Origin of the sequence: Undibacterium sp. Ji50W (genome assembly GCF_049340445.1) — a bacterium.
In the GTDB taxonomy this organism is placed as follows: domain Bacteria; phylum Pseudomonadota; class Gammaproteobacteria; order Burkholderiales; family Burkholderiaceae_D; genus Undibacterium.
On sequence record NZ_JBMPOX010000020.1, the window covers coordinates 88,658 to 114,420 of the forward strand.

The 25,763-nt window shown below is 51.3% G+C and carries 20 protein-coding genes; 4 read left to right on the plus strand and 16 right to left on the minus strand.

Translation table 11 applies throughout. The annotated features are described in order from the left end of the window. The first annotated feature begins 35 nt into the window (after positions 1-35). The gene (locus tag ACO0K9_RS22275; protein ID WP_422988518.1) at positions 36-779 is read left to right on the plus strand and encodes a hypothetical protein; all 744 of its coding nucleotides are present in this window, start codon (positions 36-38) and stop codon (positions 777-779) included. Positions 780-974: 195 nt separating this feature from the next. Beyond that, on the plus strand, positions 975-2,609 hold the full coding sequence (locus ACO0K9_RS22280; RefSeq protein ID WP_422988520.1) for a DUF342 domain-containing protein: 1,635 nt from the start codon (positions 975-977) through the stop codon (positions 2,607-2,609). Positions 2,610-3,184: 575 nt separating this feature from the next. Here ACO0K9_RS22280 and ACO0K9_RS22285 read toward each other — a convergent pair. The 10 genes from ACO0K9_RS22285 to ACO0K9_RS22330 form a co-directional block, all read right to left on the minus strand. Then, positions 3,185-3,886, minus strand: a complete 702-nt coding sequence (locus tag ACO0K9_RS22285; RefSeq protein ID WP_422988522.1) for a tetratricopeptide repeat protein — start codon at positions 3,884-3,886, stop codon at positions 3,185-3,187. A gap of 33 nt (positions 3,887-3,919) precedes the next feature. Continuing rightward, complete coding sequence (locus ACO0K9_RS22290) at positions 3,920-4,603, minus strand: hypothetical protein (RefSeq protein WP_422988524.1); 684 nt, start codon at positions 4,601-4,603, stop codon at positions 3,920-3,922. Further along, entirely contained in the window at positions 4,600-5,244 is a 645-nt protein-coding gene (locus ACO0K9_RS22295; RefSeq protein WP_422988526.1) for a CatA-like O-acetyltransferase, read from the minus strand. The genes ACO0K9_RS22290 and ACO0K9_RS22295 overlap by 4 nt, the downstream gene beginning before the upstream one ends. A 72-nt stretch (positions 5,245-5,316) precedes the next feature. Then, on the minus strand, positions 5,317-6,252 hold the full coding sequence (gene tal / locus ACO0K9_RS22300; RefSeq protein ID WP_422988528.1) for a transaldolase: 936 nt from the start codon (positions 6,250-6,252) through the stop codon (positions 5,317-5,319). 33 nt (positions 6,253-6,285) lie between these two features. Beyond that, positions 6,286-7,344: a selenide, water dikinase SelD gene (gene selD, locus ACO0K9_RS22305; protein WP_422988530.1), complete on the minus strand. Its 1,059-nt coding sequence runs from the start codon at positions 7,342-7,344 to the stop codon at positions 6,286-6,288. A 160-nt stretch (positions 7,345-7,504) separates the two neighbouring features. Then, the gene (locus ACO0K9_RS22310; protein ID WP_422988532.1) at positions 7,505-8,968 is read right to left on the minus strand and encodes a DEAD/DEAH box helicase; all 1,464 of its coding nucleotides are present in this window, start codon (positions 8,966-8,968) and stop codon (positions 7,505-7,507) included. A 459-nt stretch (positions 8,969-9,427) separates the two neighbouring features. Next, positions 9,428-10,621, minus strand: coding sequence for a cellulose synthase complex periplasmic endoglucanase BcsZ (gene bcsZ / locus ACO0K9_RS22315; RefSeq protein ID WP_422988534.1), 1,194 nt, complete (start codon positions 10,619-10,621; stop codon positions 9,428-9,430). 79 nt (positions 10,622-10,700) lie between these two features. After that, the gene (gene fabI / locus ACO0K9_RS22320) at positions 10,701-11,495 is read right to left on the minus strand and encodes an enoyl-ACP reductase FabI (protein WP_422988536.1); all 795 of its coding nucleotides are present in this window, start codon (positions 11,493-11,495) and stop codon (positions 10,701-10,703) included. A 390-nt stretch (positions 11,496-11,885) separates the two neighbouring features. Next, complete coding sequence (locus ACO0K9_RS22325; protein WP_422988538.1) at positions 11,886-13,208, minus strand: TldD/PmbA family protein; 1,323 nt, start codon at positions 13,206-13,208, stop codon at positions 11,886-11,888. Beyond that, positions 13,208-14,605: a TldD/PmbA family protein gene (locus ACO0K9_RS22330; RefSeq protein WP_422988564.1), complete on the minus strand. Its 1,398-nt coding sequence runs from the start codon at positions 14,603-14,605 to the stop codon at positions 13,208-13,210. The genes ACO0K9_RS22325 and ACO0K9_RS22330 overlap by 1 nt, the downstream gene beginning before the upstream one ends. Before the next feature lie 500 nt (positions 14,606-15,105). On the opposite strand from ACO0K9_RS22330, the gene ACO0K9_RS22335 reads away from it, so the two are divergent. Next, positions 15,106-15,597, plus strand: coding sequence for a hypothetical protein (locus ACO0K9_RS22335; protein ID WP_422988540.1), 492 nt, complete (start codon positions 15,106-15,108; stop codon positions 15,595-15,597). Positions 15,598-15,738: 141 nt separating this feature from the next. After that, the gene (locus tag ACO0K9_RS22340) at positions 15,739-16,020 is read left to right on the plus strand and encodes a hypothetical protein (protein WP_422988542.1); all 282 of its coding nucleotides are present in this window, start codon (positions 15,739-15,741) and stop codon (positions 16,018-16,020) included. A gap of 164 nt (positions 16,021-16,184) precedes the next feature. On the opposite strand, the gene ACO0K9_RS22345 is transcribed toward ACO0K9_RS22340, so the two are convergent. The 6 genes from ACO0K9_RS22345 to ACO0K9_RS22370 form a co-directional block, all read right to left on the minus strand. Beyond that, positions 16,185-16,721 (minus strand): NUDIX hydrolase, encoded by a 537-nt coding sequence (locus ACO0K9_RS22345; protein WP_422988544.1) that lies wholly within the window; start codon positions 16,719-16,721, stop codon positions 16,185-16,187. A gap of 89 nt (positions 16,722-16,810) precedes the next feature. Further along, complete coding sequence (locus tag ACO0K9_RS22350; RefSeq protein ID WP_422988546.1) at positions 16,811-18,511, minus strand: ABC transporter ATP-binding protein; 1,701 nt, start codon at positions 18,509-18,511, stop codon at positions 16,811-16,813. 9 nt (positions 18,512-18,520) lie between these two features. Continuing rightward, positions 18,521-19,636 carry an ABC transporter permease gene (locus ACO0K9_RS22355; RefSeq protein WP_422988548.1) on the minus strand — a complete coding sequence of 372 codons (1,116 nt, stop codon included), beginning with the start codon at positions 19,634-19,636 and terminating at the stop codon, positions 18,521-18,523. Between the two features lie 9 nt (positions 19,637-19,645). Continuing rightward, positions 19,646-20,584 carry an ABC transporter permease gene (locus tag ACO0K9_RS22360; RefSeq protein ID WP_422988550.1) on the minus strand — a complete coding sequence of 313 codons (939 nt, stop codon included), beginning with the start codon at positions 20,582-20,584 and terminating at the stop codon, positions 19,646-19,648. Between the two features lie 50 nt (positions 20,585-20,634). After that, the gene (locus ACO0K9_RS22365) at positions 20,635-22,482 is read right to left on the minus strand and encodes an ABC transporter substrate-binding protein (RefSeq protein WP_422988552.1); all 1,848 of its coding nucleotides are present in this window, start codon (positions 22,480-22,482) and stop codon (positions 20,635-20,637) included. 72 nt (positions 22,483-22,554) lie between these two features. Continuing rightward, positions 22,555-24,348, minus strand: a complete 1,794-nt coding sequence (locus ACO0K9_RS22370) for an ABC transporter substrate-binding protein (RefSeq protein WP_422988554.1) — start codon at positions 24,346-24,348, stop codon at positions 22,555-22,557. Positions 24,349-25,763: the final 1,415 nt, after the last annotated feature.

Below are 25,763 nucleotides of genomic sequence, written 5' to 3' on the forward strand. Positions count from 1 at the left end.
TTCACATCCGCATCATTCACGATTTGGGAAAACACTTGATCGCTAAAACCGTTCTCACCACCTGTCTGTCATTAGGTATCATGAGCGCGCATTGCTTTGCATATTCGCGTGAAGATGTGCCGGCCAAAGTAGAAATTTCCAGTACCAGAGATCCTGAGCTGAAATCATACAGGCAGATGTATAAGGGGTTGGAAGCATTTGATCAGTACCGCCAACTGGCACCTGCGGCGATGTTGAAATTCATCCTGCTACCGGTTGACGCCAATACCAGTTTGCGTGATTTGAACTTGCGTATTGCCAGCGAACAAAGCTCGGTCCCTATCGCTGTTGACATCGATGGCAGTTTTGTCTTACCAAAAATTCCCAAGGCTCTGGATGAAAATGCAGATCTGCTGCTGAACCGGAAAAGAGGTCAGTTCCGCTGGCGCCCCGATATACACAGTGAAGGTGTGCCAACAGACATGCGACGTTTGGGTGATTTGCGCCTGGAATGCGCCATATGGTGGGCAGTGGAATATGACGATACGCCATACGACACGCGCAATCTGTTCCGGATTCTTGGCGGTGCCTGCAACTCATCCTTGATTGTTATTTCTTTCTGGTCGCCCCGGAGATTGAGTGCGGCTTATCTGGTCAGCAAGGACCGAAGAGAAAAAATAGAGATCAGTAAAAATGGCCTGCAATATATACCACCTCTGTATAAGAAGGCCTGGGGTGACGATGCCCTGGTCGAATTTGAATTCCTTGCCGTCAGCGAAGAGCCTGCCGGATCAAAGTAAGCCGCAGCACGCAGGGCAGGAATCTTCATGCCTATATGTACAGGTTTTTCGATAAAACAGGCTTTTCCTGCCAAATTCAATCAAGATGAAGCTAATTTCAGAAACGTTGCCCTAGATCACTCATTTATGATGTAATAATATGCGGCTTTAATATGCAACGTATTTGACGTCGAACCTCCATCTTAAGGAAGCATCTTGGACGAATCGCTTTCTAATTCGGCAACACTGTCATTTTTTGTGGACGAGTCCGCAGGGGTGTTGTGCGCCCACTATACGCCACAGGAAGGCAGCGGCACTCCCGATCTGGCTGACCTGGAAGAGGCTCTGGATGCCAGTGAATATGCCAATTTCTATAGGGAACAGTCCGCCCTGCTGGCTTTTATAAAACTGTGCAGGGATGCCAAAGAGCCAGTCAAGCTGGACATTGGTGCCCGCAGGGATGCGGAATTTTCATTGCGCTTGTCCGATGATTTATTGTCTGCCTGGTTGACGCTGATGCCAGCACAAGGTGGCAAGCCGGTCGGCAAAGCGGTCAACGATGCCTTGCGTGAACAGGGCATTGTGCATGGTATTTTGCATGCAGAACTGGATGCCGCGCTGGCAGCAGGTGTGTGTGACAATCTGCTGGTTGTCCATGGCGATCCGGTACTCAATGGTATTGAAGGGCGACTGGAACCTTTGTTTGGCGAACATAAAAATGCGAAAGCGCAAAGGGATGAACTGGCCGTCATCAAGTTCCGCGAGTTGGGCCATATCCTGATTGTGCATGCCGGTGATGAGCTGATGCGCCGCATACCGCCAGTGCAAGGCAAGTTCGGTATGAACATCATGGGCCAGGTGGTATTGGCCAAGCCCCTGCCAGAGATGTTGTTTGGCCCCACCTTGCAAGGTGCTGCACCCGCAGCCACTGACCCGGATTTGTTGCTGGCGACGAATAGTGGCCAGCCCATGATTGTGCCTGATGGTGTGATCGTCAACCCTGTACTCCAGGTGCCTGATGTCGATCTCAGTACCGGCAATATCCACTTTGAAGGCACCATCCATGTCGAAGGTGATATCAAGGCCGGCATGAGCCTGAATGTGACAGGCGATGTGATCGTCAATGGCCTGGTAGAAGCGGCCGAGATTATTGCCGGTGGCAACGTGGCAGTGAAGGGCGGCATTATCGGCCTGGCCGAGAAAAAGCCAGGAACCCAAAGCATGAGCGGCATCACCTCGCGCATCAAATGCGGGGGAACGGTGCAGGCACTGTTTGCCGAGCATTCCCATATCGAAGCTGGGCAGGCCATACAGCTGGAACAAAGTGCCCGCCAGTGTGATTTGATTGCCAGAAAAGAAATCATGGTCGGCAAGCCTGGCTCGGGTGTCGGTAATATCCTTGGTGGCAGGGCGCAGGCAGCCTTGCTGGTCGCTGCTGCCTCGCTGGGTTCTTCCAATGGTACAAGAACCCAGATACAGGTAGGTTTTGATCCTTACCTGGAAGAAGAAATCAACAGCAAGGAAAACCAGGCGGGACGCAAGGAAGCAGAGCTTGATCAGGTCTTGAAGTTGCTGGCTTTTTTCGCCAAAAATCCGCAAAAAGCTGCCGGTGGTGTAGGTGAAAAAGTCGACGCCAAACGCTTGCATCTGCTAGATGAATTAAAGGCACTGGACGCAGAGATTGACACGCTGGAATCCGAACTGGAATTGATAGAGCAAGCGGGCGTCAAGGTCATCAAGAAAATCCATGAAGGTGTGGAAATCCAGATAGGCAAACAAAAGTGGGTGGTCAAGGAGGATGCTGGGCCAGGTAATTATCAGGTGCGTGACGGCAGGATAGTGATCGTGTGAGTTTTGCTTATTTGGTACTTGTCGCCTCAATCGCTCCAGTGGCGTTCGTTGCATGTTGTACTTTGATTAAAGCGATTGCCCTTCGTAGAACCAAGCCGGGTCTCGGCCCGGCGGCCGAATTCCTTTCTTTGCTTCGCCAAAGAACGGAATCAAAGAAAGGCGACCGCAGACTCGCCCTTCGGGTGCTTACGCTACGCTTCAGCATAATTTGTGCATCCCAAAAAATGGGAATATCCGCAACTCGCCTGCGGCTCAGACATCGGATATTCTTTTTCCATTTTCTGTGACGCACAAATTACATCGTCCCAAGCGGATTAAGGTCAACAGCAACAGCAACGGCAACAACAACAGCAAAGTCAAAACCAACGTCAACACAACCACATGCCATATTTATTTGAATACTGTTGATTACTCGTGGTTTTGGGGGTTGTCGTTGTTTTTGATGTTGGCGGGGTTTCACAAAGCATGCTTTGCGCTGCTAACATCCAAGCTGAAAGCGGCACAGTGGAATGCGACGCCACGTGCGCCTTCTTTGCCCCTACTTTCTTGGAGGGTAAAAAGAGAAGTGGGTAGGCTTATTTAATTGCCTTCTCCGGCTGCCAGTCCTGCGCCAGTGCCAGGGCTTCGTTGACTTGTTCCTTGCTCATTTTGGCTTCGACAAATTTCCTGTAGACGGCGGTGTCTTCATAATCGCCGGCCAGGGTCAGCCATTTGTAGGCTTCCACCAGGTTGACGTTGACGCCTTTGCCTTTCAGGTAGATCAGGCCCAATTGGTATTGGCCGCTGGCATTGTTTTGATTGGCGGCTTGCAGGAATAATTCCCTGGCTTTGGCAAAATCACGAGGCACACCAGTGCCGGTGACATACAGTATGCCCAGGCTGTATTGGGCGTCGGCATAGCCCTGGTCGGCGGCTTTTTTAAACCAGGATGCGGCAATGCCGTGGTTCGAGACCACGCCTTTGCCTTTCGCGTACATGCGCCCCAGATTCACCTGGGCGCGCACATTGTTCTTGCTGGCAGATTGTTCAAACCAGGCCATGGCCTGTTTGTAGTCTTGCTGTATGCCTTCGCCATTCAGATACATCAGGCCAAGGTTGAACTGGGCATCGGCATTGCCCTTGTTGGCTGCAGTCTTGAATGATTCTATGGCAGATGAAAAATCACCCTGTTCATAATAGGCGACACCGTCAGTAAAATCATCGGCGTGGGACAGGGGCGCCATGCCGAAGCCAGCAAGCATGACAAGCAGGGGCAGCAGGGTTTTGTATCTTGACATGGTGACCTCTCAAATTAAAAAGGGGGGGGCGTGTTAGGGGGCCTTGTCGTTAGTTACAGGTTGCCAGTCTTGATAGAGAAGCTTTAAATTGCTCCTCTTCTCAGAGGAATATGTACCAAAGTTGCTTGACTGATTAAATTCAACGGGAAGACAAATTCCATCTTTGTTGGCTTCGCCGTAAAGAAGAGTCATTTCGATTCTTGATCCTAATCTTGTTTCTATTTTTTGCAGGCAGCCTGTATCTACGTACGCCCAAACTCTGGTATAGACCGGATCAAATCCTTCGCTAGCGGCCAATTGAAAAACTGTCAGTTCTTTGTATTCCAAATATAGATTTCCCAAACGTATGGGCTTTCCATAATCCAATGCAATCGTATGCCTTAGTATGGTTGACATTCCTGCTATTGATTGTCTCAGTTTGGAAATATCATCTAGTGCTGGAAGCGCTTGCCAATTGCTGTCCGTTAAAATCGTTTCATACTCGCGCACTTGACTATCACGATTTTTCATCGTGCTTAATGCGTACATAAATGTTGAGCGACTACCCGTGTGTAAATATTCACTAACCTGACGTATTTCCTGCGCTTCCCAATTTCTACCAGCTGTGTGTTGGGCAATGATCTTGGCCCATAATACATCGTCTTTGTCGTTCGCCAATGCTGCTTCACTAATGAACACCAGCAGACATGCACAAGCCACGGCGATCAGTTTTTTCATGTTTGTTTTTCCGGATTATTGAAAAGAGTCTCCAGTCTGCTCAGAAACTGGTGCACATGGTAGGCATCAACCAGCCCGTGGTGTACGAATATGGCAAAGGGTAGCAGCAGTTTGCCATCTTGCTCAAACATCTTGCCCACCGATATTTTAGGGACACTGTCCTTGCGATCATATTGCCGTGCGTGGGTCAGGCCAGTGAAACTGATCCAGGGTATGGCAGAAAAGTGGATGACGTCTTCACGCGCGCATTCATCGTTAAAGCACAGGCCGCTGCTATTTTTTATTTTGTCCATGGCTTCATTCGCGCCGCTGGCAAAACTGTGGAAATTGTCGTTGTAATAAATGGGACAAAAACCGAAAGTGTGGTCGGCGCGCTGCACGGTGGCATTGGCGTGGATAACGCTGTAATCGACAACGTCCTCGTTTTCTACACGATAACGCATGGCGTCTGTTTCGTTGGTGGCGCGCAAAATGCTGTGTAGATAGAACAGGAAGAAAGACAGGTCTTTTTGCTTGCAATACCGATAGGCGTGGGTGCAGTCCACGTTCAGGTTCGTGCCGTGGAAGGGTTCGTCAAGCTGGGAAAAAAAGGCGAAATGCTCGCGTCGGTTCCAGCTTGCCAAGTCTAACTGCTTTTTCATGTTAACGTCATTTATCAAAAGAAAGGGCAGAATAAATCCGCCCCTTATCATAACCCGTCAGATGCGATCAATTCAACGCATTGCAGCAATCATCTTTTCCAGCTTGACAGTATCGGCGCAGAAAGCGCGTATGCCTTCGGACAGTTTTTCTGTCGCCATGGCATCTTCGTTCAGTTCAAGGCGGAAGGTTTTTTCATCCATGCTGACTTTTTGCAGGTCGGATGTCAGTGCCATTTCCTTGCTCAGTTTTTGCGTGACATTGCTATTGCTGTCGCTGAGTTTTTGCAAGAGATCGGGGCTGATGGTCAGCAAGTCGCAGCCAGCCAGTTCCAGGATTTGTGAGGTATTGCGGAAGCTGGCACCCATGACTTCGGTGTTGTAGCCAAACTTGCGATAGTAGGTATAGATTTTCTTGACGGACAAGACGCCCGGGTCGTCCGCGCCAAAGATTTCCTGGCCAGTCTGTTTTTTATACCAGTCATAAATACGGCCAACGAAAGGGGAAATCAATTGTGCACCGGCTTCGGCGCAGGCTATCGCCTGGGCAAGGCTGAACAGCAGGGTCATGTTGCAGCGTATGCCTTCTTTTTCCAGGATCTCGGCGGCGCGTATGCCTTCCCAGGTAGAGGCAATCTTGATCAGGATGCGGTCACGCGGGATACCGGCAGCTTCATACATGGCGATCAATTGGCGGCCTTTGGCAATGGTGCCGGCGGTATCGAAGGACAGGCGGGCATCAGTTTCGGTAGAAACGCGGCCAGGGATGACTTTCAAGATTTGCAGGCCAAAGGCGATCAGCAGGTGATCGATGGTCTCATCAATCGATTTACCTGCGGTGTCCTTGACCGCTTTTTCCAGCAAGGGCAGGTATTCCGGCTTTTGCACTGCCTTCAGGATCAGGGATGGATTGGTGGTCGCATCGCGTGGCGCATAGGCCTGTATTGCCTGGAAATCACCGGTATCGGCCACAACGGTGGTGTATTGTTTGAGTTGTTCTAATTGATTCATGGTATGTGCAAAAGTAGGGGCAAGGTCAAAAAATCAGGGTAGGACAGTTACCAGGGGCTCACCTGCAACAATATCACCAATCACGGCAGCTTCCAAGAAGCCGCCGTGACGGAAGATTGTCAACACATCATCTACTGCTGCCGGGTCGCAGGCAACCAGCAGGCCGCCGGATGTTTGTGGGTCGGTCAACAAAGATTGCTGGGGTGGATTGATTTGTGCGTCCAGCCGGACCGACTGGCCATAGGCAGCCCAGTTGCGGGCGGATGCGCCAGTCACATAGCCATCTCTTGCCAGCCGTTCAACATTGGCCAGCAAGGGTATGGCAGACATCTGCAGGCGGGCACCGAGTGCCGAGCCACGACAGACTTCCAGCAAATGGCCTAGCAGTCCAAAGCCGGTAACGTCAGTCATGGCATGCACGCTGTCAAGGGCAGACAGGGCCTGGCCGGGTTTGTTGAGTTTGGTGGTGCTGGCGATCATGGTGGCATAGCCAGCTTCGTCCAGCACTTGCTTTTTCAGGGCGGCAGACAAGATACCCACACCCAGTGGTTTGCCAAGGATGAGCTTGTCGCCCGCCTTGGCACCGGCATTGCGCTTGACTTTGGAGGGGTGGATCAGGCCCATGACCACCAGGCCATAAATTGGTTCGACGGAATCTATGGTGTGGCCGCCAGCGATGGGAATGCCAGCTTCGGCACAGATGGCTTCGCCGCCCTGGATAATCTTGCCTATGACTTCCAGTGGCAACTGGTTGATGGGCATGCCGACCAGGGCCAGGGCCATGATGGGGGTGCCACCCATGGCATAGATATCTGATATGGCATTGGTGGCAGCGATACGACCAAAATCAAAAGGGTCGTCCACGATGGGCATGAAAAAATCAGTGGTGGCGATCAGCGCCTGCTCGTCATTGAGTTTATAGACGGCAGCATCATCCGAGGTTTCTATACCGACCATGAGGGCTGCGGGCACAGGGAAGCCGGATGATTTTTTTAATATTTCGGCAAGTACACCCGGCGCAATCTTGCAGCCACAGCCACCACCGTGCGAGAAGGAGGTAAGGCGAACTGGCGTGTCGGTAGGTGTGCTCATGGGGTTTTTATACTTTTTTATGCATGCCGGAAGCTAATCATTATACGCCGGGCGATTAAGTATAAAAAAAGCGACCACATAAGTGATCGCTTTTTTGTGATATTGCTTATGCAGCAATGTCTATGTTGCTTGCGCTATCGCAGGACAGCGCTGACAGGCATTAGTAATCGCCGAAGGTGCGACGTGTACTGCTGTCGTTGGAACGATTGCCTTTGTAGCCGCCGCTGCCTTCTTTGCGTGGGCCTGCACCTGTGCCACTGGAAGAAGGCGCTGCAGGTTTGCTGAAGCTGCGCTGACCTGGCTTGCTGTTGCCATAACCACCACCGCCGCCACCGCCTGCTTTGCGTGTGTCGCCAGGTTTCCAGCCGTTAGGCTTGCGGGCAGCAGAGCGTGCCGGTGTTGCTGATTTCTTAGGTTCAAAACCTTCGATGACATTGACCGGTATCAATTGCTTGGTGAAGCGTTCGATACGTTTGACGTGCATGCCTTCAGCATGATTCACCAGGGAAATCGCCAGACCTTTACGGCCAGCACGACCGGTACGACCGATGCGGTGGACATAATCTTCCGGGAACTTAGGCAGATCGTAGTTGAATACGTGGGTAATCGCAGGAACGTCAATACCACGGGCAGCAACGTCAGTTGCTACCAGTACGCGTACCTGGCCACGGCGCAATGCATCCAGTGTGCGGTTACGTGCGCCTTGGTGCATGTCGCCATGCAGGGCAGCAGCGGCAAAACCGGCGATGTTCAGACGGTCAGCAATGGTATCTGCATCACGCTTGGTGGCAGTGAACACAACAGCCTGGTCGACGGTTGTGTCGCGCAGCAGGTGATCAAGCATGCGGTTTTTGTGCGACAGGTCGTCCACAAAGTGAACGCGCTGTTCGATGTTTTCATGTTTGCTGGCAGAACCGGCAATCTGGATGACCAAAGGTTCGGTCGTGATGCGTTTTGCCATGTTGCCGACGACGCCATCCAGTGTTGCAGAGAACAACATGGTTTGACGGGTAGGTGGTGTGGCAGCGACGATTTTTTCGATATCATCGATGAAACCCATGTCCAGCATGCGGTCGGCTTCATCCAGAACCAGCATTTGCAGTTCAGAGAAATCGATCTTGCCGGATTCCATATGGTCGATCAGACGACCAGGTGTTGCCACCAGGATTTCAGGATTGCGGGACAGCAATTGCATCTGTTTAGGATAAGGCATGCCACCCAGGATGGACACGGCCTTGATACGGCGTGAATAGGCGCTGTATTTGTCGGTTGCTGTAGTCACTTGCAAAGCCAGTTCGCGGGTTGGTGTCAACACCAGCATTTTTGGTTTTGCGGCTACAAAACGTGGTTTGTCGCTACGTGAACGGGCAGCCTGACGTTCTTGATTAGGGGTTTTGCTGCTGGCAGCGTCATAGCTGACAACTTCAGCAGTGATCAGTTTATGCAGGGCAGGCAGCATGAAAGCGGCAGTTTTGCCGGAGCCGGTCTGGGATGAGACCATCAGGTCACGACCTTCAATCGCGGCAGGGATCGCCTGTTCTTGTACCGAAGTTGGCTTGGTATAGCCGGAATCAGTCAGAGCGCGGATGATGTTGACGTGGAGACCTAGTGCTTCAAAACTCATGAATTTCTTTCGTAATTAGGGCGTCTGCAAAATGCGGCAGCTATGCCTGGACAACCAGCGATAAGGCTGGTCTGGCAGCATGTTTGCCGGAACGATTGCTTTTGTCCCAGTATAAATTAGCGCGTTGCTAAACGAACGCGCGCAACAATGCAGCGCCAACCAAACGAAATGAACACAGAAAATCCGACAAGGGACGACAATGAAATTTCGGCACAAAAGCTTTGCGCCGGTATGATGTCTATGGATTACAACCAGACATGCGAGGCGGGAGGGCTTTTACATGCACTATCCCAACAACATGGATGTGCACAGGCTTGCGATGCTACTTGTTTTACATTGATATCACTGCTTACAGAAATATTGCAATGCAAAAAACGAGACTATACACGATTTGCAGAGAAAATGCAGCCCATTTTGTGAAATATCTGCAAAAGGTACTAAGAATTGCTACTGATAACTCTAAAATGGTCGCCAGCAAAAGTGCTGCCAATAAAAATCCGCATTCCCCTGGGCATCGAAACGGAAGCGCTTGTCTTGCCAGCCAAGGGCGAACAGTGACAGCACCTGGTCATAATAGGCATCCGGTTTGATGGGCTGTGCCTGCAAGCGCAATTGCTGCTGTACCAGCGTCTTTTGCATGCCCAAGGCCTGCAGGAAAGGCCGGGTGGCAGCAGAAAATCCGCTGGAACCGGGGCCGTTGATGTCGCCAGTGAGGATGTTGATGTATTCGGGCGGGAAGCCCTTGCTGTCCACCAGGTTGGCCATGGGGCGCAGTTGTTTCAGCAGCCGGGCTTTTTCACTGTCTTTATCCGCCATCATGCCGGCCCATAGATAGATGCGGATGGCGTTATAGCCACCCTGACCTTTTTCTACGCCCTGGGTATCTGGCTGGAAGCCTTTCTGGCTGTCATAGATGATCCAGTCAGCGGCGTAACCCTTGGGTGCACTGGCAGTGATCAGGCGGATGGCGGGGGCCAGCATGCGCTTCCAGCGTTCATCGCTTTCCTTGCGTTCAAACCAGCGCAATAGTGGCAGTGGCAGGTAACTTGCATTCAGTTTCCATTGGTTACTGGGCAAATTGAAACCGCTGGGGGCGGGTAGCAGCGTCAGGCCCAGGCCGGGCAGGTCTGCGGTTTCTTCATTCAGGATTCTTTGTGCCAGCAAGCTCGACAAGGCGCTGAAGCGCGGTTCTTTCCATTGTTCACCCGCCAGGCCAAGGGCATAGGCTATCCACAAATCGGCATCTGATGCCGGGTTTTTGTCGATGATGCCCCAGCTATTGTCTTCACGCTGCCCCCATTGCCAGGCTGGCAGACGGGTTGTCAGGTCGCCTGCGGCGAGATTGTTTTCTGTCCAGGTCAAGATGCGCTGAAAGGCGGGTCTGTCGTTGGCCGTCAGGGCAAAGAACAGGGCATAGGCCTGGCCTTCTGACGTGGTGGGTTTACGTGCGCCACTGTGATCTATCACCCGGCCATCATCGGCGACAAAGGTTTTCTTGAAGCTGTCCCAGGCTGGCCAGGGGTCATTGCATGAAGCAGCATGAACCCTGCTGCACAACAGCAGGCAAAAGCCAAGACTGACCAGCAGCAGCCGGTAGATGTAAGCGGATGTGCCGTGCAAGGTCTTGAACATCAGGATGGGGGAAGAATGCATGCCATAAGCATACTGCAATACGGGATACAGGATGCAACTGGGCGTATCCCGTATTGTCAGGGGGAGGGCGAAAGACTACTTATTTGTCGTAAGAATCAGCATTCAAACCCATGACGTGCGAGAAACCGCCGTCAACATAGGTGATCTCGCCGGTAATGCCGTTTGCCAGAGGTGACAGCAGGAAGGCAGCAGTATTGCCTACATCTTCAATGGTCACATTGCGGCGCAGCGGTGCGTGTTCTGCCACGAAGCCCAGCAGCTTGCCAAAATCCTTGATGCCGCTGGCGGCCAGGGTTTTGATGGGACCGGCCGAGATACCGTTGACGCGTATGCCTTTTTTGCCCAGGTGTTCTGCCAGATAACGCACGGATGCTTCCAGCGATGCCTTGGCCAGGCCCATGGTGTTGTAATGCGGGATGGCGCGGATGGCGCCGAGGTAAGACAAAGTCAGCAGTGCAGAGTCTTCGCGCAACAGCGGCAGGGCGGCTTTTGCCATTGCCGGGAAGCTGTAAGCAGAAATATCATGCGCAATGCGGAAGGCTTCGCGGGAAAGACCGTCAAGGAACTCGCCGGCAATGGCTTCACGCGGCGCAAAGCCGATTGCATGTACCAGGCCATCGAGTTGATCCCAGGATTTGCCCAAATCAGTAAAGACTGCTTCGATCTGTTCGTCGCTGGCGACGTCACAGTCAAAGATCAGTTTGCTGTCAAATTCAGCCGCAAAATCGGTGATCCTGTCTTTGAAACGCTCTCCTACATAGGTAAATGCCAGTTCAGCGCCTTCGCGTTTGCATGCCTGGGCAATGCCGTAAGCGATAGAACGGTTGGACAGCAAACCGGTGATCAGAATTTTTTTGCCTTGCAGAAATGCCATGTTGACTCCAGATATGACCGCAATATGCTTAAGGCTCTCCCGTCATCATGTGGTGGAAAGCCTTATTCTATTGCGCTGTGGGTTTTTGTTACTTGTTGTTTCTACACCAGGGTTCTTGCCCTCTGTGTGGAATGCGTAAATTGCAGCCTTTTCCGCAACAGGTCGGAATTGTAGTTGCTCTCATCGAAACGGGCAAATGCTAAGTTTGCCCTAAAGTGGCCGCCCATAGGAGGGGCGGTCTGCATACATCATAGTGTGTGGCAGGAAAAACGTCTGATTTTGATTGAATCAAGCAAAAAATTGCTATTTTGAATAGAAATTATGGCCTGACGATGGTACAAACTTAGGTACGTACTAAGGTACAAACTAAGGTACAAACCTGGGTACAAACTACAGTACAAACCGCATCTCCTTCACCAGGGCACCGGGCAATACCGCACCACCGGTATGTCTTTCGCCGTATGAGCGGTCATCCATGATGACTTCGGTTTCCTGTGTCAGGGCCAGCAGGTTTTCACCCAGTATCTTGAACAGTGAATCATCAAAGCGCATGACATTCAGTGGTGCCTTGATTTCCCCGTTTTCTACCCAGAAGGTGGCGAAGCGCGTCATGCCGGTGATGCGGCAGGTGGCGCGGTCAGAAAAATTCAGGTACCACAGATTGGCGACGTAAACGCCAGTGCCGAGTTCTTTCAGCACATCGGCTTTAGCCAGTTGACCTGCGCGCATCACCAGTGACTGGGCTGATTCATCTTCAGCCGCCCCATTACCCGTCATGCCAAATTCCTTGGCACTGCGTGGCGAGACCATGCTGCCGGTCAGCTTGCCGGCCTGTACCAGCGCTATCACTTCAGGCTTGATGAAGCCCTGGGCCTGGAAGGCGGGTTCCAGACCTATGCGGCTGTCTTCACTGATATCCACCATGGCGTGCAGGCTGGCTTCACCGGATTGCAACCTGCGCAGGGAACTATGCCTGGTGCGCAAGGCTTTTTCTGATAGCCCACCCCAGTTCAGCATCATGATCAGTTCATTGAGGGCGGTCGGGCTTAGGTAAACGCGGTAATTGCCCGCCGGTACAGTGATGGGTGGCCGTGCCAGCAAGGACAGGTTTTGTCGGGCGTCATCAAATGCGACAAGGAAAGCGGTTTTGTCCCAGCTCAATCCGGCGTAATTCGCCTTGACGGCCTTGTCCGCCGCATGGAACAGGCTCCAGTCGAAATTAACGTTATGGCTTTCATACCAGTTACGCTGACCCAGAGAATTGGCAAAGCCGCGATATAGGGTGCCAGTGGTCAGCAAGCCCACCATATCGACATCGCCCGCGGTGGCCAATATCTGTTGCAGCATCTCTTCCACCGGCGGCAGGGCAGACGGCAAGATACGGGTGCTGCTATGGACGGTATCGGCAATCAGCAAATGTGGGTCGGCTGGCAGTTCAGGCAATTGGGCGCGTAAATCCTGCACCACCCGGCTGATTGTCAGGCGGTCGCCATGCAGATCACCACTCAGGCTGAAGCTGCTGGCGGCATGGGTTTGCCCTTGTATCAACTGTATGCGTAAAGTCTGCTGCAAGACATGACCAGGCTGGCGGATAGCGCTGTGATTGAAGCGTACAAAATCACTGGATTCTGCCGAAAACCAGGTGGTGCTGATTTCCGTACCTTGCAATTGCTGCTGCACCAGATCGGCCAGGGAAATAAAGTAGGCATACATCAGACTTCTCCTCCAAACACTTCCACCTGACTGAACAGGCAGGCGGGGGATGCATGGCCTACACGTATGACTTGCGATGGTTCTCCCTTGCCGCAAAAAGGTGTACCCATGACGGCCAGGGTAGCGTTATTACCCACCATTTTTAGTGAACGCCAGAAGCTTTCTGATATGCCGCGGTAATTGGGGTTCTTCACCAGTTCCTGCAATTTGCCACCGCGTATCACTTGCCCGAATTCACAGCCGAACTGGAACTTGTTGCGTGAGTCATCGATAGACCAGGACACATTGGTATTCATCAGCACGCCATACTCAATGCTGGCTATCATCTCTTCCAGGCTACTGTCGCCAGCTTCTATGTTCAGGTTGGCCATGCGGTCTATTGGTGGCCGGTTCCAGTCGCAGGCGCGCGAATTGGCGACACCAGGCATACCGGCTCGGGCTTGCGACAGGGCGCTGCCCAGCGGTTTTTCGAGTATGCCGTTCTTGATGATCCAGGTTTTATCGGCAACGCTGCCTTCATCGTCCCAGCCAAAACTGGCAAACTGTTCGCTGCGGGTCGGGTCATAGGTGACATTCAGCAAATCCGAACCATAGCGGAAATGCCCGAACATCTCGGGCGTGACAAAACTGGTGCCGGCAAAATTGCGTTCGTCACCAAGTATGCGGTCAAGCTCCAGCGGATGACCGATGGATTCGTGAATCTGCAACATCATCTGCTCAGGCATCAGCAGCAAATCCATGCGGCCACTGGGGCAATTTTGCGCGTGCAGCAAAGCCAGTGCTTCGGCGGCAACGCGCTTGCCTGCGCCGTAAAAACCAGCCTGCTGCAAGACTTCCATGTCTCCCTGGCGGCAAAACCCATTGTACTGGCCACCCAGGCTGCGGGTCTGGGTTTCTACTCCTTCATTCGCAGTGACACTCAGATTGGGGATCAGGTAATTGAAATGCTGGCGGATATCTGCACCGGCACTGCTGACAAACAATTGCTCTGTCGTGACCCTGCCGATGGATGCACTCCAGTCCACGATGAACCGGCTGATCTGGCAATCGGCTGATTCCTGCATCAGCAAGGTGATCAAATCCTTGCGACTCCAGTGGTTGCCGACCGGGCTTTGATAGGTGCCGACCACCGACGATTGTTTGATCTGGCTGAAATCGGTCACGGTCTTGCCTGCACTGATGGCGGCCCATTCGGTGGCGCGGTGCAGTGCAGCACGCAAGCCGTGGCGCGACAGGTCACTGGTGGCGGCATAGCCATACCCACCCTGATGAATGACAGTCAGCATCGCGCCATAACTGCGACGGCTATGCAGGGGCTGCAAAATATTTTGCCTGACCAGCAGTTCTTCACTGCGTTCGTCAACCACACGCATGGAACAAAAATCCACCGCGGGCATCAATTCCAGAAACAAACTTTTCAAAGCATCCAATCGGGACTCCGTCTTATATGCAGGAGAAGGGCGGATACCGCCATGATGTGGGCATCTTGCCAGTGTTTGTAATTTTGGTCAAAAAGATAAATGTTATGAAATGTGACCAAGACCAGAAAAGCTGTTTTTTTATTTGGTAAATGATACGCGTTGATACGGGAGGGCGAGGTAGGTTTTCATCATAGATCTGTATTGCATAGCGCACCGCTTCACTTTGCCAAATACCACGAGACATATGGAAAGAGGTCAACAATTTTTTCATACGCGGGTTAGTCACACATCACACGTCAAGCGCCATGTACTTTTTTACACTTTCGTAGACTTTGCAGGCGGGTTTAATCTGTGTAAGATGAATGATCATTTTTCCAACGCATGGTGTTAATTAAACCTAAATGCAGCCGAATTATTAATGAACCTGAATTGCTGTAACTCACCTCCAAATTAGATGGCATAGATAGGATAAAGACATGATGGCCAATGCAGACTACCCAGATGACGATTTGCTACAGCAGCTCAATATCGCGCCTTTGCTCACTGCGTTAATTGGATTGATTATTGCTTTCATGATCGTGTTTTCATCGCATCAGGTATGGGAGTTGTTTCAAGGTTTTAGAATATGGGGATGTTACGGGGGAGGAGGTATTCTAACCGTTGATGTTACAGTCAATATCAAAGCCAATGGGAGCTTGCAGATGGGCGGCCATTCATTTGATATACGGGACCAGTTGAAGTACATCCCCCAATCGCCTAGTTTTATGACGGAAATACACATTACTTTGCTCCCTGTTAAAAAAGTGCCTTATAACATCGTGATGGACATTGCGAAAGAGCTGGAACAAGGAAATTATACGCAAGTCGAAATAGCTGGCGACAAGCGTTTTAATAAAGAATTTCCAGCGACAATAGAGCGCAGGAAACGAGACGAAATTAGGCGGGAAACTAGATTTTCTGCTTACTAAATTTCATCTGAAATTGTAAAGTCAAAAAGCATGCTTAAAGTTGCAGTCGCTATTTTGTTAGTTTCTTGCGTGTGCGTTAGTCACGCCGGTCCAGCACCATACTTTCGAGGCGGGAGATACAACTTCTGGATCGGAAATCGTTTGTCGGTGGAAAACCCAATTTTTGGTGACGAGGAAAATACACTTAACGAAGTGATGGTTCAGGATATGAAAGGCGAAAAACCGGCACCTGGATGCTTTTCGATTCGGGAGCGAGGCAGTGTTGTTTTAATTTATTGTGGAGACCAACCGAAGTCGGAGTTAAACGGAGTAGTTTGGGTGATCAAAAGTAATGCTCCCAAGATTCAAAGTGAGTCTTCAATGTATTGTGTGAAGTCTTGCAGAAAAGGCGTCCCACGAGTTCTTATTGTTGACTACGATTGAATTTTTTGTGGTGAACATATTTGGGAAACGGTGCGCGTGGCGCACCCTACGCCATGGCAGATATTCAGGCGATTCGTAGGGTGCGCCATGCGCACCGGTTTAGGGAGTTATTATTACTGAGATTGGGACCGTGTTGCGCACTGCGCGCAGGCGTGCTTCTGCTTCTATATTTTAAATACTTTCTTCGCCATGCGGCTGATCGATTTGTTATTGCTGTCGTTCGCCAGCGTTGCCAGTGGCACCCACGCCAGATCATGCGATTCGTCGCTGACGCAAAAATCAAGATGTCGTGCCTGGAACAGGAAGCGCAAATCGTAATGGTAATGACCTGGTTCATTTGGTCTTGCGGGGATGGCGTGTGCATCCACGTCAAACAATGCTGTATGTAGCAATTGCAAATCCTGGATGCCGCTTTCTTCCCGTGCTTCGCGTGTGGCTGCTGCTTGTACACTGATATCGTCATCGTCCATATGCCCACCCAGTTGCAACCAGCGATCCAGTTTCTTATGGTGGGTGAGCAAGGCTGCCTGTCCGTCTGGTGACAAGATCCATGCAGATGCTGTCACATGGCCTGTCAGTGTCTGGCGGCTGCAGCAGTTTGCGGTATGGGTGACAAAGCTCAGGGTCTTTTGCAGGTGCCCGGCTTCGGTGGCATCTGCTGGCTGGTGGGCATTGAGTAAGGCGATGAGCTGGTCTTGCATGGATAGCGTAAGAACGTGGTTTTTGTAAAACAGGTTCTACCCTGATCAAACAGGGCAGAACCTGACAACATGAACTGCATTGTCAAAACCTAGTGCTGCAAGCCTTTTGGTATGGCATTCAGCAAGGTCTTGGTATAGGCCTGGGTCGGGTTCAGATACAGGTCATCCGAATTTGCCAGTTCTACTACCTTGCCCTTGTTCATCACCATCACCTGGTCGGCAATGTATTTGACGACAGCCAGGTCATGCGAGATGAAGATGTAGGACAGGCCAAATTCTTCCTGTAAATCCTGCAGCAGATTCAATACCTGTGCCTGCACCGATACGTCGAGTGCCGATACCGATTCATCACAGACCAGCACTTCCGGCTTCATGGTCAGGCAGCGTGCAATGGCGATGCGCTGGCGCTGGCCACCAGAAAATTCATGCGGGTAGCGGTGGAAGGCGGCGGTAGGCAAGCCAACTTTTTCCAGTAACTGGTAAGCCATGGCAGAGCGTTCGCTGTCGTTGGCACCGATGTTATGGATGTGCATGGGTTCCATCAAAATCTGTCCCACGGTGAAGCGTGGGTTCAGCGAGGCATACGGGTTTTGGAAAATGATTTGTATGCGGCGCTTGTAGTGATGGAATTCCTTGTTCGACATGGCCAGGATATCCTTGCCTTCAAACAGCGCTTGACCAGAAGTCGCCTGATGCAGGCGCATCAGCGTCAGGCCAACCGTGGTTTTGCCGGAGCCTGATTCACCCACCACACCCAGGGTTTTGCCACGTGCCAGTTTGAAGGATACGCCTTCGACGGCCTTGAATTCTTTCTTGCCAAAGAAACCTTCACGTGAGTAAAAACTTTTACCCAAATCTTTCACTTCCAGCACGATATCTTCATCGCCCTTCAAACCACGCGGGCGCTGCCTTTGGTCGACCAGGGCACCATTGTTGTTCATGAAATCGGCAATCACCGGCAAGCGCCAGGGGCGGGTATCCAGCGTAGGGCGGCAGTGCAGCAGGGCCTGGGTATAGGTATCTTTCGGGCTTTCAAAGATTTGCTTTACCGTGCCGGATTCGCGGATTTCGCCATTGCGCATGACGATGACATGATCGGCAATTTCACCGACCAGTGCCAGATCATGGGTAATGAACAATACCGACATTTTGTGTTTGATACGCAGGGCATCGATCAGGTCGATGATCTGTTTTTGTATGGTGACATCAAGCGCGGTGGTCGGTTCATCAGCGATCAGCAACTTGGGTTCACAGGCGATTGCCATGGCGATCATCACCCTTTGCTGCTGCCCACCAGACATCTGGCTGGGGTAGGCATCGATCTTGTTTTTGGGATCGGGAATACCGACTTCTTCCAGCAATTCTATGGCACGCTTCCGCGCTTGTTTGGCATCCATGCCCATGTGCAGGCGCAAGACTTCGGCGATCTGGAAACCGACCGTAAATACCGGGTTCAGCGAGGTCATGGGTTCCTGGAAAATCATGGAGATTTCCTTGCCGCACAGATCGCGTCTTTCCGCGATACTGAGTTCCAGCAGGCTGCGGCCTTCAAAAATGATTTTGCTGTCGGCAGCAATGCTGGATGTATCTGGCGGCAGCAAGCCCATCACGGCCAGCGAGCTGACCGACTTGCCGCTACCGGATTCACCCACCAGGGCGACGGTGGAATTGCGCGGGATGTCAAAGGAAATACCCTTGACGGTTTCCACACTGTCTTTTTTACTGACGCGGAAAGACACGCGCAGGTTTTCTACTTTCAGCAAAGTTTGATTCTGGTTTTCTTGGCTCATGATCTGTCCTTATTTCAGCTTGGGGTCGAGCGCATCGCGCAAGGCATCGGTGAACAATGAGAAGGCTGTCACCAGCACTGCCATCGCAGCGGTGGCGGCAACCAGTTGCCACCATTTACCCAAAATCAATTCATTCTGTGCTTCATTCAACATACTGCCCCAGGACACCACGCCAACCGGCACGCCAAAGCCCAGGAAACTCAAGATAACTTCGGATTTGATAAAACCGACGACCAGTATCGATACCTGCACCAGCGCCACATGGCTGACATTCGGGAAGATATGCACAAACATCTTGCGCCAATGCGAAGCGCCGATGGCATCAGCCGCCCATACGTATTCACGCGCCTTGTGCTTCATGTATTCGGCACGGATCAGGCGGAAAGGACCAGTCCAGCCGGTAAAGGCCAGAATCAGGATGATGGTGGTCACCCCTTTTTGCTGTAATACCGCGGCAACCGAGAGTATCAACAACAGGTAGGGGATGGAAGTAAAGATGCTGTAGAACCAGTTAAAGAAATCATCGACTTTCCCACCAAAGTAACCAGCCAGCGCACCAAACATGGTACCCAGCAAAGTCGCCAGGAAAGCGGCAACCAGGCCAACGACGATGGAAGTCTCGGCACCCTTGACAGTTTTCTTGATGATGTCGTGTCCCCATTTGTCAGCGCCAAATGGCAAGGTAGTCAGGCGTTCGCCTACGACTGCTTTGCCAGACTTGGCAAGTTCAGCGCGGATTTCTGCCATTTCTTTTGCCAGCGGGTCAGGAATGCCATACTCGTTGACGACGACAGCCTGATCAGCATCAGGCTGCTTGCGCAATTCACGAATGATGTCGGCCAGCGGGTCTAGCGGATTGTCAGGAGGTGGTGCTTCGACCTCAGCTTTGGTGACAGTACCCGTATCTGCGCCGACAAAGGTCGGCGGGGCATAGCTGACGCCGCTTTCCTGTTCCCAGTCAGAAGCGATGACACCGGTGGCAGACAGCACCAGGGCAATTAAAAAGGCGATCACTATTCCCATGGCTATCATGGCGACCTTGTCGGCGCGCAGACGGCGCCAGGCCAGCGCCCATAGTCCGGGAGATACAGTTTGAACAGATGGATTTGTTGTAGTCGTGCTCATGAATGATCCTTATTTCAACTGTACGCGTGGATCAACCGCCTGGTACAACAGATCGGTCAACAAATTAAAGAACATGGTGGCGGCAGCGACATACACGGTGATGGCTTTAATCACAGGAAAGTCACTGCGTTCCACTGCCAGGATCACTTCACGGCCTATGCCGGGAATGGAAAAGAAACGTTCGATCAGGAAGGCACCAATCAGCAGGGCTGGCAGGTTCGACATGACGTGGGTGATGATGGGGATCGATGCATTGCGCAATACATGCACCCATTTCACGCGGCTTTCGGCCACACCTTTGGCACGGGCGGTGCGCACATAATCCTGGTTCACTTCATCCAGAACAAAGGTGCGGAACAGGCGCAGATTTGGTGCCACGCCCACAGCCAGGGCAATCAGGATAGGCAGGGCAGAATATTTGAACAGGTTCTCGACAAAATGATTGCCCCAGCCCTGTACCGGGAACATGCCCAGTTTGTAGGCGAAGAAATACTGGCCGACGATGATGTACACCAGGATACTGACCGACATGCCGACGGTACAGGCAATCATCACGGCGCGGTCGGTGAATGAGCCGCGCTTGAAGGCAATCGCTAGCGCCAGTGCAATCGCGATCAGGGTTTCGATGATGGTCAGGGGAATCAGGACCGTCAGCGATGGTCCCAGGCGCGTGCCTATGATGGACGATACGGCTTCACCGGTACTCCAGCTATTGCCAAAGTTGAAGGTGGCGATCTGTTTGATGAATATCCACAGTTGTACATAATAGGGCTGGTCTATGCCCAGTTGTGTGCGGATATTGGCAATCTGTTCGGCATTCGACATCTTGCCTGCCAGGATATAGGCAGGGTCGCCACCCACCCAGTTGAACAGGAAAAACACCAGCAGGATGACACCCAGCATCGTTGGTGCCATCTGCCATAAGCGGCGCAGAATATAAGCGGTCATGTTTGTCTTTCGGTTTTCAAATTTCGGTTAGTCTGCGGCTCATTTTTTATCTATTTGTTTTTGTCGATGTCGATCTGCATCCACTCTATGTGCATGATGGGATGTTTTTTGTAACCTATTACGCGTGGTTGTGCCAGCATCATGCGGTGGCGGGCATAGCCCAGGCGTTGGGCAGAATACAGTTCCATGATGCGGGTCATCTTGTGATACAGCAGATCACGCTCTGGCCCCGGTGCCAGTTTTTGTGACTGTTCATACAGTTTGTCATATTCGGGAATGGTGACACAGCCGTTGTTGTTCATATGGATGTTCTTGCCGTAAAACAGCTGCATGAAATTGTCACCATCGGGGTAGTCGGCTATCCACGGCGCAATACGCTGCATCAACTGGCATTGTTTTTCCGCTTTCAGGATTTCGGCAAAGGGGCGGAATTCGGCGCGCATTTTTATGCCTATGCCGTCATAGGATTTTTTCCAGACTTCGGCCTGTAAATGGCCACGTGATTCAGTCTGTGCTGTGTGGACAATTTCCAGCGGACTGCCATCAGGCAGGGTGCGGTAACCGTCCTTGCCTTTTTTGTAGCCGAATTTGTCCAGCAAGGCATTGGCGGCGGCAGGATTGTACTGGATACTGCTCTTGTAATTCGGGTCATGTCCCACCACACCAGGGGGAATAGGATATTGCAGCGGTACCGCATGACCATTGTCGACGATACGTATTTCTTCTTCAACATTGTGTGCCATGGCCATGGCGCGGCGCAGAGCGATCTTTTCCTTGCTCAAGCCACCAAATACCGGGTCTTGCATATTCCAGTAGTAGACAGTCAGTTCTGGGTCAACGATACGTGACATCTGTATGCCACGTTTGACAAGTTCTGGTTTCAAATCCGGGCCGTTCAGCACTTGTGGTGCCAGGCCACCATATAGCTGAAACAAATCAATTTCATCTTTCTGGAATGCCAGCAGGCGAGATTGGTCTTCCAGTATCACGTTGACGATGACGCGTCCAATTTGCGGCATGCGCTTGCCTTTCATTGCCGCGACGATTTTCTGGTCATTCGGGTCGGCACTGGGCTGGAAATCCCAGATATTGGTGTGGTAATCCGGATTCGCATCCAATACCATTTTCGAGCCGCGTACCCATTCAATCAACTTGAAAGCGCCAGTGCCTACCGGGTTGGCCATGGCAGCGCCCCGTACGTCCTGGTATTTTTCTATGACTTCACGTGCGACGGCAGACATGGCGGTGTAGGCCAATATCATGGGCAGGTTAAAGTCCGGTCGCGTCAGGTGGATGCGCAAGGTATATTTGTCGATGATTTCCAGGCCGGGCACTTTGGCAGAATAATCAAACTTGCCCGATTTTTTGGCCTGCGCAGCCAACTGATCCAGACCTGTGATTTTGTCCTCTAACAGCCATACATGGGTAGAGGCGATTTTCGGATCCATGATGCGTTTGAAGGAATACACATAATCTTCCACCGTCAGCTCACGTTTCTTGCCGTTGAAGGCGGCATCAGGCGTGAAGTAAATACCCTTCTTCAGCTTGATGGTGTAGGTTTTGCCATCGGCAGAAATCTCGGGCATGCTTTCTGCTGTTTCCGGAATGATTTTCGCGGGACTGGCCAGGTAATCATAGGTAAACAGGCGCTCGAAAATCGCTTCGTTGACCGCGTTTGAATACAGGTCACGGGTCGCCGCAGGGTCAAAGCCGGTTTCAGCAACCGGGAAGATGGTGCGCAATACTTTATCCGGATCAGCAAAGTCAGGCGTGGCGGCAAGCGCCTGCAAGGGCAGGGCAGATGACATCAGGCCAGCCAGGGCCAGACATAATGCCATGCCTGTTCTGGTCAGCGTGCGCGCTGTTTTATCGCGCTGAAACGGATGAGCTAACTTCATTGACGGATTCTCCTGCTTGGTAAAACGGTGTGGGCTAATGGTGATGACGGGCTTTATAGAAAATGAAAAAGCTCAGTGCTTTTCGACATCTATGAAGACCCAGTCAGAATGCAATATTGGGTGTTTTTTGTAGCCGGTGATCCAGGGACGATACAGCCAGCTGCGGATGCGGGATGTGTGCACCACCCAGGGCGTATCGGCCTCTACCTGGCGATTCATTTGCGCATATACCTTATTGCGTTCTTCACCCAGAGGCAGGGATACCGCTTTGCGGAACAAGGCGTCATAAGCTGGTGATTCATAACAGGCGTGGTTGCCAGCGCCGGCTTTAGGACCATACAGCAATTGCAGGAAATTTTCGCCATCAGGGAAGTCGGCATTCCAGGCACCACCCCACATGATTAATTTGCAGGCGGATGCTGCCTTCAGGTTGTCGGCAAAATTACTGACCGGGAATTCTATGCGCACACCTATTTTGTCCAGGCCGCGCTTGTAGATTTCTGACTGCACTTTGAAGATGGCAGCCGGTTCCACGGTTTTTTTGAGGATGAGCGGGCTGCCGTCGGGGTTGTTTCTGTATCCATCAGGACCACGTTTGTAGCCGAAATAATCGAGCAATTTATTCGCCAGGCTGATGTCATAGGCCAGGCTGCTGCGGTAAGCCGGGTCATAGCCGACCACATCTTTGGGGATGATCATCTCTGAACGCACCGCCTGCCCCAGGCGCATCTGGGCTATTTCATCGTCATAGCTGTAGGCCATGCCTATCGCGCGACGCAGGGCAATTTTTTCTTTGGTATAGCCACCGACGACCGGGTCACGCATATTGAAAATCGTGAAGACGATACCGGCATCCGTGACGCGGTCCATCTTGATGCCCTGGGCCTTCAATTCCGGTTTCAGCTCCACGCCATCCAGTGCAGCAGTCGCGGCACTTTGCGGCAGCTTGTCTATATCCAGTTGGGCATCCTGAAATGCCAGCCAGCGCGATTGTTCTTCTTCTATGATGCTGATGTCGACCTTGCCGACCTGGGGCATTTTCTTGCCCTTCATCTGCTTGACGATTTCTTCATCGCGGGCGCTGCCGGTCGATTTGAAATCCCAGGTAAAGCCGCGGTATTCCGGATTGGCAGTCAACACGATTTTACTGCGCGGCAGGTACTTTTCTATCATGTAAGGGCCGGTGCCGACCGGGTGCAGGCCGGTCTGGTCGCCATAGGTTTCGATGACTTCCCTGGCAACGGCTCCAAAGCCACCATAGGCAACTACGTACAGGAAGTTGTAATCGGTTGCCTTCAGTTCTATACGCAAGGTGTATTTATCGACTGCTTTCAGGCCAGCGACGGGGGCATCGTAATCAAATTTGCCAGTCTTCCTGGCTTTTGTCGCGACATCGTCCAGCCCAACTATCTTGCCTTCGATGAAACTGGCATTTGGCGAACGGTTGACCGGATCAAGTACGCGCTTGAAGGTATACACATAGTCGTTTGCAGTCAGTTCGTGCTTCTTTTCCTTGAATGCAGGGTCGGGGGCGAAGAAAATACCAGGCTTGATCTTGAACACAAACACCTTGCCCTGGTCTGTGACTTCTGGCATGGCTTCGGCTGTCAGTGGTAGCAGGCGGGCAGGGCGCGCCAGGTAGTCATAGCTGAGCAGCGGTTCAAAGAGGGCTTCACAGACCCAGCCAGAATAGAAATTTTGTGTTTTCGCCATGTCGAAGCCGTCATCGGCGGCTTCAAAAGCTTGCCTGACTATTTTGCTGGGATCAGCAGGATTAGCAGGGTTAGCAGCTTGCAGGAATGGTGTTGCAGTCGCAGCAATCAACAGCGCAAGGGTAGAATATAAATTCTTGACCGGGTCTGGCATTTCACATACCTCTTATTCGAAGATCACATTCATTTCCAGGGAGGCAAGGGGCACTGATATATGTTTTCCAAATATCGTAATGACCACGAAACAGTCAGCACGAGGTTTGCTGTTGCACATGCAGATGTCCGAGTGTATGCGACATCGCAGATTCAGGGCAGGGCCGCGCTGCAATTGCTTTTGCTTATCCTTGGTAAAGCTTTGAAAGGTTTAAAAAGCCGTAACCATAACGTAAGTCTTCACGCTCGGGCGCATGTCACGAAAATTTTTATTTCAAGTCCGGCACCATAAATGGGCAATATCCTTTCAGTAGTAGTTGTTTAAGCATGAAATGCGAAAAAAACGCACCATTTTGAACTGCACTTTGTTGCTGTGCGTAATGAAAATGAAAACTGGCAACGCAACTTAAGGTAGTTTTGATCGCAAAAAACATGCCAAAAAAAATTTAATTTTGGTGCGTAACGTCGCAGGCAAATTTATCGATGGGGAGAGTAGGCTGGAAACAGGCTTGCACCATTTTTATGCTGCATAGCACAAGAAATTAGGTTTCCTATATGAGGAATTTTTTGGCAAAATGCGCCATGTTGTTTTTTTGCCCGGAGAATTGGCAAAGCGCTTGACAGTTTCTTCGCATAAGTGGTTTTATGCGCCTTCGGAAAATTTTCTGACAGGTAAATTTTCATTTTCGCGCAAGCTGAGAAAATTTTTTTCATCGCGAAAAATGCAGCAAGTGAGTAAAAAACAGGCATAATTTGCCGCGTGGTTTTGCTGATAATTATTTTAATAATAAAAATAGGGCAGACGCAAAATAGCCCCGACCAGTGCTGGTGTCAGCAGCTGCAACGCAGTCGGATGTGATTTTGTGTAAGTACTGAAAAAGAATGATCTTTCTTATTCACTGTACCTGCCATTGGATGTTGCGTATGCAGCAAGCTTATAAGTCCATGTTGCATCGTCATAAGCTTATGTTGCATCGTTAAATAGTGTTGAATGTGCGGGTTGAATAAGTAAATGGCTTAAGCGATTGATTGAGTCTTATCTATTTGCTCAATAACTGGTCGGACCAGTTGGGCTTTAGTAGGCATAAAAAAAAGCTTGCTGGCAAAATTAAATAAGTCAGTTTTAGGTTAAAGCGCGATTTATATTTTGGTGAGCCTGCCGCTTATGAATTTATAAGCGGTTTTAAGTCAGTATGGCGTTTTATTGACACGCAGCATTTATAATCGCTTTTTTGTTTGAGTTGTTTTGACTCGCGTCAAACAGTAGACCTTGTGGTAGTGGAGGAGCAGGAATGGATTTTTCAAATCGCCAGCAAGAGCCGGGAAAGAAATTTATCGGATTAGGGCTGGTCATATTATTTCACGTGCTGGTGGTATATGCACTGGTATCGGGCCTGGCGCGCAAGGCCATGGAAG